The sequence below is a fragment of the Actinosynnema sp. NPDC023658 genome (assembly GCF_040639995.1).
Lineage (GTDB): Bacteria > Actinomycetota > Actinomycetes > Mycobacteriales > Pseudonocardiaceae > Actinosynnema.
In genome coordinates this window covers 1-6,517 of the sequence record NZ_JBFAAX010000325.1, presented here as the reverse complement: position 1 = coordinate 6,517, position 6,517 = coordinate 1, and the positions used below count along the sequence as shown (strand labels likewise).

General features: G+C 73.2%; 6 protein-coding genes. All 6 read right to left on the bottom strand.

Features of this window, described 5'->3' with window-relative positions:
- Positions 1-14 precede the first annotated feature (14 nt).
- Positions 15-989, bottom strand: a complete 975-nt coding sequence (gene egtD, locus AB0G02_RS25370; RefSeq protein WP_360798100.1) for an L-histidine N(alpha)-methyltransferase — start codon at positions 987-989, stop codon at positions 15-17.
- On the bottom strand, positions 986-1,735 hold the full coding sequence (gene egtC / locus AB0G02_RS25365; RefSeq protein ID WP_360798098.1) for an ergothioneine biosynthesis protein EgtC: 750 nt from the start codon (positions 1,733-1,735) through the stop codon (positions 986-988). Before egtC ends, egtD begins: the two co-directional genes overlap by 4 nt.
- Before the next feature lie 2 nt (positions 1,736-1,737).
- Entirely contained in the window at positions 1,738-3,066 is a 1,329-nt protein-coding gene (egtB, locus tag AB0G02_RS25360; protein ID WP_360798096.1) for an ergothioneine biosynthesis protein EgtB, read from the bottom strand.
- Positions 3,063-4,256 carry a glutamate-cysteine ligase family protein gene (locus AB0G02_RS25355; RefSeq protein ID WP_360798094.1) on the bottom strand — a complete coding sequence of 398 codons (1,194 nt, stop codon included), beginning with the start codon at positions 4,254-4,256 and terminating at the stop codon, positions 3,063-3,065. The genes egtB and AB0G02_RS25355 overlap by 4 nt, the downstream gene beginning before the upstream one ends.
- A 312-nt stretch (positions 4,257-4,568) precedes the next feature.
- Entirely contained in the window at positions 4,569-5,399 is an 831-nt protein-coding gene (locus AB0G02_RS25350; RefSeq protein WP_360798092.1) for a PQQ-dependent sugar dehydrogenase, read from the bottom strand.
- Positions 5,400-5,450: 51 nt separating this feature from the next.
- On the bottom strand, positions 5,451-6,517 hold a 1,067-nt coding region (locus AB0G02_RS25345), incomplete at its 5' end, for a fibronectin type III domain-containing protein (RefSeq protein ID WP_360798090.1).

The window sequence follows — 6,517 nt, the reverse complement described above, 5'->3', positions numbered from 1 at the left end:
GGACCACCCCGGCGTCAGCCGACGGCGCGGGCCAGGGTCAGCGCGAAGCGGCCCTGCTCGTCGGTCCACCAGCGGTGCGATTCGAAGCCTGCCGCGGCCAGCTCGCGGGCCACGCCCTCACGCCGGAACTTCGCGGACACCTCGGTGCGCAGCTCCTCGCCCTCGGCGAACTCGACGTCCAACGACAGCGCGCCCACCCGCACCTTCACCGGGCGCAGGGCCCGCAGGCGCATCTCGATCCACTCCTCCTCCGCGTTCCACAGGGCGACGTGCTCGAAGTCCTCCGGGTCGAAGTCGGCGTCCAGCTCCCGGTCGATCACCCGCAGCACGTTCCGGTTGAACTCCGCCGTCACGCCCTGCGCGTCGTCGTACGCGCGGACCAGCACGTCCGGGTCCTTCACCAGGTCCGTGCCGAGCAGCAGCCACTCGCCCGGGTTCAGCACCTCCCGCACGGAGGCGAAGAACTTGTCGCGCTCCTCCGGGATCAGGTTGCCGATCGTCCCGCCCAGGAACGCCACCACCCGCGGCGGCGCACCGGGCAGCAGGCCCAGGTGCTCGGTGAAGTCACCGACCACCCCGTGCACCCGCAGGCCGGGGTACGCCGCCATGATCGCCTTCGCCGCCTCGGTCAACGCCGACGGCGACACGTCCAGCGGCACGAACTCCCGCAACGTGCCGTGCTCGCGCAACGCGCTGAGCAGCAGCCGGGTCTTCTCCGACGAGCCGGAACCCAGCTCCACCAACGCGTGCGCGCCGGTGATCTCCGCGATCTCGGCCGCGCGGGCGAGCAGGATCTCCCGCTCCGCCCGGGTCGGGTAGTACTCGGGCAGCCGGGTGATCTCCTCGAACAGCTCGCTGCCGACCGCGTCGTAGAACCACTTCGGCGACAGCCACTTCGGCCGCGCGGTCAGGCCCGCCCTCGCCTCGGCGCGCAGGGCGACCGCCGCGTCCTCGGCGGTCAGGTGCACGTCCAGCACAGGCTCGGTCATCCTCGTCCAATCGGTCGAACGTCCACAGCGGACACATCAGCCGTGACGACGTGCCCGTCGGGCACCTCCCGCCAGCGCGGGTCGTCGTCCAACGGCTCGGAGGCCAACGTCACCGCGCCGTCGCCGGCGCGGACCCACAGCGAGTGGGTCCACGTCGTGCCGGCGAGCACGGTGCCGTCGGTGAGCAACAGGTTCAGCCGCGAACCCGGTGCGGCGGCGGCCACTTCGGACACCACGTCGGCCAGCACCGCGCCCGGCGCACCACCCGCCGCCAGGCGCGACCGCACCAGCGCCCACAGCAGCGCGGCGTCGGTCGGCGCGTCCAGCGTCAGCAGGGTGGTCACCGGCAGCGCGCCGGCCAGGTCCACGACGGACCCCGGCCAGTCGGTGACGCGACCGTTGTGGCTGAACAGCCACTGCCCGTCGGTGAACGGCGCGCAGGCGGTGTCGACCACCGGCATGCCGACCGTCGCGGACCGGACCGCGGCCAGCACCGCGCCGGACGAGGTGACCCGGCTCAGCGCGAGCAGGTTCTCGTCCGACCAGATCGTGCCCGTGCGGCGGTAGCGCAACGCCGGACCGCCCGGCGCGGGGTACCACCCCACGCCGTAGCCGTCGACGTTGACCGTCCCGCCGCCGCGCATGTCCCGCGGGGCGTACGACTGCCGGACCAACGAGTTCGGCGGGTCGTGCACCAGCGCGGAGACGGGCACGGCGGGGCCCAGGTAACCCAGGTGGCGGCACACGGTCAGGCCGACTCGTCCCGCGAGGCGTCCCGCGCGCAGCGGAAGCCGGCGAAGATCTGCCGCCGGATCGGGTAGTCCCAGTTTCGGAACGTCGAGCGCACCGCGGCCTGGTCGCTGCCGAACGACCCACCGCGCAGCACCTTGTAGTCCGGTCCGAAGAACACCTGCGAGTACTCCGCGTACGGGAACACCTCGAACCCGGTGTAGCCGTGGAAGTCGGAGCTGGTCCACTCCCACACGTCACCGATGAGCTGGTGCACGCCCAACGCCGACGCGCCCGCCGGGTACGCCCCGACCGGCGCGGGCGCCAGGTGCCGCTGGTCGAGGTTCGCGTGCCGCTCGGTCGGGTCCTCGTCGCCCCACGGGTAGCGGCGGGACCGGCCGGTCGCCGGGTCGAACCGGGCCGCCTTCTCCCACTCCACCTCGGTGGGCAGCCGCTTGCCCGCCCACCTCGCGTACGCCTCGGCCTCGTAGTAGCAGACGTGCACCACCGGTTGGTCCTCCTCGACCGGCGACGTGCGGCCGAACGCGGTGCGGTACCACCGGTCGCCCACCCGTTCCCAGAACCGGGGCGCGACCAGCGACGCCTTCTGCACGTGCGCCCACCCGGCCTCGCTCCACCACCTCGGGTCCCGGTACCCGCCGTCCGCGATGAACGCCGCGTACGCGCCGTTCGTCACCGGTGCGGTGTCGATGAAGAACGGGTCGGTGACCACCTGGTGCGCGGGCCGCTCGTTGTCCAGCGCCCACGCCTCGGTGGACGTGCCCATGGTGAACGGGCCGCCGGGCACCAGCACCTCGGCCGGCCCCACCGGGCCACCGCGCGGTGGCGGCGGCGCGTCGAGGACCGGCTCGCCGACGCGCAGTTGGTGGGTGGCCAGCATGGTCTCGTCGTGCTGCTGCTCGTGCTGCACGATCATGCCGAACGCGAACCCGCCCTCGACGAGCCGGTTGCCCTCCAGCGGGATGCGCTCCAGCACGTCGAACACCTTGTCGCGGACCTCCCCGACGTACTGGCGGGCCTCGGCGGGCCCGAGCAGCGGCAGTTCCGGCCGGGCCGACCTGGCGTGCTTGAACGCGTCGTACAGCTCGTCGATGTCCGCGCGGACCGGCTCCCGGCCGCCCACGTCGCGGACCAGCCAGAGCTCCTCCTGGTTGCCGATGTGCGCCAGGTCCCACACCAGCGGGGACATCAGCTTGGAGTGCTGGCGGACGAGGTCGTGGTCGTCGACCGCGTCGGTGAGCAGCCTGCTGCGGTCGCGCGCCCTGGTGAGCTGGGCGGCGACCCGGTCGCGCATGGCTTCGGTGTGCGATGAGTCGGTGCTGGTCATGAACGGCCCCCTCCGGTCTTCTCCGCGAGCGTGCGGTGCAGTTCCTCGGCTATGGCGTCGGACTGGCCGACCGACAGGTCGGTGTCGGACAGCGCGGCGCAGCCCACGGCGACCACGTCGCGCGCCGCGCGGGCGAGCACCGGGTCGTCCAGGCCGTACCGCGCCGCGGCGAGCCACCGGTTCGCGGCGGTCTCGCTCGCCGCCAGCGCCTCGTCCACCGCCCTGTCCGTGCTGAACAGCGCCGCCATCAGCACGACCGGCGGCAACCACCGGCCGTCCGGCGGCGTGTCCAGGTAGCGGACCTCCAGGTACCCGCGCGGCCGGACCGGCGGGAACTGGAGGCTGAGGTGGTAGTCGAGGTCGTCGGCGGTCGGGGGTCGGTCGAGCGCGCCCGCGACCCAGTCGGCGAACGTCAACCGGTACGGCGGCAGCCAGTTCGGCCCCGGTCTGCGCACCGCGATCACCGGCGTGTCCAGCACGCGCTTGGCCCACGCGTCGGCCGGTCTCGCGCACACCGCCGCCGGGCGGGTGCGCACGGGATCGGTGGCGTACAGCGAGCGCATCCTCGCGCTGGCCCAGTCGGTGCGGTGGCCGTTGACGCCCGGCGAGTTGGCGAACAGGGCGTTCAGGACGGGACCGAGCGCGTGCACCGCGGCCCAGCGCTTCGGCAGGTCGTCGGCCAGCCCGAAGTCCAGGCAGACCTGCAGGCCCGCGGTGCTGCACATCATCGTGATGCCGTCGGAGCCGAAAGGGGCGAAGGCGTGCTCCATGGCCGCGTAGCGCGGGACCTGGAGCATCCGGCGCGGCGGGCGGAACGGGTCCGCGCCGTGCTGGCCCAGCCGCAGGCCGGCGGGTTCGAGCAGGTTCCGGAGGTGGTCGATGTCCGCCGCGACGATCTTGAGCAGCTCCGTCAGCGAAGCGCGTGGCGGGGTGGAGATCTCGACCTGGCCACCCGGTTCCACGGTCAGCGGGGTGCCGGAGGGCAGCGGCCGCTGAGGGCTGTCGGGGACGAGGGTCGGTGGCGCGTGGCTCCCGAGCGCGGCCGCGAGGGTCTTCGCGTCGAGCGGTCGGGTGGGATCTTCGACGTGGTGGACGGTCCATTCGAGTTCGACTCCGAGCAGCCTCGGAGGCCCGTGCTTGAAGCAGACCGAGGCCACGTAGGCCTCGGCCTCCGCTCTGTCCCGGAACACCGCCGGGCTCGGCCCCGGATTCGGGGCATTACGGACAGCAGTCACTTGGCGCACTCCCCGTGGTCAATCAGGTCGGTTCGACGCTACACGCAGGCACCGACAGACGCAGCCGTGCGAAGCGCTCACGGAACGACGGCATGCCTTGTGAGCGCACCGGTTCCGCCCTCCGGTCGACGGCGGCGGTCGGCGTTCCGGCCGTCATCCACCTGGTCCGATCGGGCGGTCCGCGATGCCCGCCTCGGACGTGCGGCGCGAGGCGGGCGGACCCGGGTGAACTCCTCGTGGCGGTCGGGTGACGGCCCGGTGCGGTGCTCAGGCCGGCGGGTACTCGACGTCCACGTGCAGCACCCGGTCGTTGCCCACCTCCTCGTCGAGGTCCCACGTGGTCGTCAGCCAGAAGTCGCCGTCGCGGTCGACCTCGATGGTGCGCAGCCGCCCGAACGCCTCTTGCAGGTAGACCTGCTGGTCGACCAGGTTCGCCGCGCCGTCGATGCGCAGCCGGTACATCCGCTGGCCCCTGGTCGTGGCGACGAACAGGTAGTCGTTGACGATCCTCAGCCCGCTGGGCCCGCCGGCCGACGTCGGCCACGTCCGCTTCGGCGGCAGGCTGTCGTCGCAGTACCCCTCCGTGCCCTCGCAGCCCGGCCAGCCGTAGTTGCCGCCGCGCTGGATCAGGTTGACCTCGTCGAGCGAGTTGTTGCCGAACTCCGACGCCCACAGCCGGCCCTGCGAGTCGAAGTCCAGGCCCTGCACGTTGCGGTGGCCGTAGCTCCAGATCGCCTTGCCCGGGAACGGGTTGTCCGGCGGGATCGACCCGTCCGGGAAGATCCGCAGGATCTTGCCCGCGTTGGTGTCGAGGTTCTGCCCGTAGCTGCCGTTCTGCGCGTCACCGGTCGAGACGAACAGGTACCGGCCGTCCGGGCTGAACCGCAGCCGGCCGCCGTTGTGGTAGCGGTTCCTCGGCACGCCGCCGAGCAGCGTGGTCCACCCGGACAGCGCGCCGTCCACCAGCCTGGCCCGCACGAGCTGGTTGCCGCGCGAGGCCGTGTGGTAGATGAACACGTACTTGTCGGTGGTGAACGTCGGGGACACCGCGATGCCCAGCACGCCGCCCTCGCCGTTGGTGCCCTGCGCGTCCGGCACGCGGCCGAGGTCGACCCGCGTGCCGTCCGGGGCGAGGCGGTAGACGGTGAACTACTCCCGCTCGGTCACCAGCGCCGTGCCGTCGGGCAGGAACGCCACGCCCCACGGCACGTCGGTGCCCGCCTGCAGCACGGTCACCACGCCGGGCCGGGGCTCCCCCGCGGGCGTCGCGCCGCCGGGCGTGCCGACGACCTCGTCGCTGAACGGCGACAGGTTGCCCGTCGAGTCGCGCGCCCGCACGGCGAACCGGTACCCGCGGCCCGCGGCCAGGCCGGTGACCGTGGTGGACGGGCCGTCGGACGTGCCGACGCGGGCTCCGTCGCGGTACACGACGTACCCGGCCACGCCGACGTCGTCGGTGGACGCGTCCCAGGCCAGCGACACGCTGGTCTCGGACCGGCCGGTGACGCGCAGGGTGGTCGGCGCGGTGGGCGCGGTGACGTCCGGCGGCGTGGCGTCGGTGCGCGCGACGACGTTGTTGCTGGCCTGGGAGACGTTGGGCGCGGCGTCGCGCGCGAGGACGGTCCAGTCGTAGCGGGTGTCCGGCAGCAGGCCGGTGACGGTGGCGGTCAGCTCCGTGCCGGGCACGCCCAGCATGAGCTGACCGTGCTGGTAGACGTCGTAGCCGACGACGCCGACGTTGTCGGTGGACGCCTCCCAGGCCAACGACACGCTGGTCTCGGACCGGCCGGTGACGCGCAGGTTCCGCGGCGGGGTGGGCGGCTCGGTGTCGTCGGCGGCCGCGGTGTCCACGGACAGGCGGTCGGTGTTCGGCCCGCCGTTCGACGTGGTGGCGGTGGCGCGCACGTGGTTCACGCCCGCGTGCAGCGTCACGGCCGCCGCCGCCTCGTGCCACGTGGTCCACGCGCCCGTGCTCGGGAACGCGACGGACCCGACCTCCGCGCCGTCCACGGTCAACGCGACCGGGCGGGCCGCGGCGGACGCGTTGGCGTACCGGAACACCAGCGAGTGCGCGCCCGCGCGGGCCGCGGTCACGGCGTACTCGACGTAGCCGCCGATCGCGTCGTCGTAGCGGGTCAGCTTGATGTCGGTGCCGACCGTGCGCGAGACGTACTTGAACGGGCCGTTGCCGATGGGGTTCTGCTCGAACGCCGTGC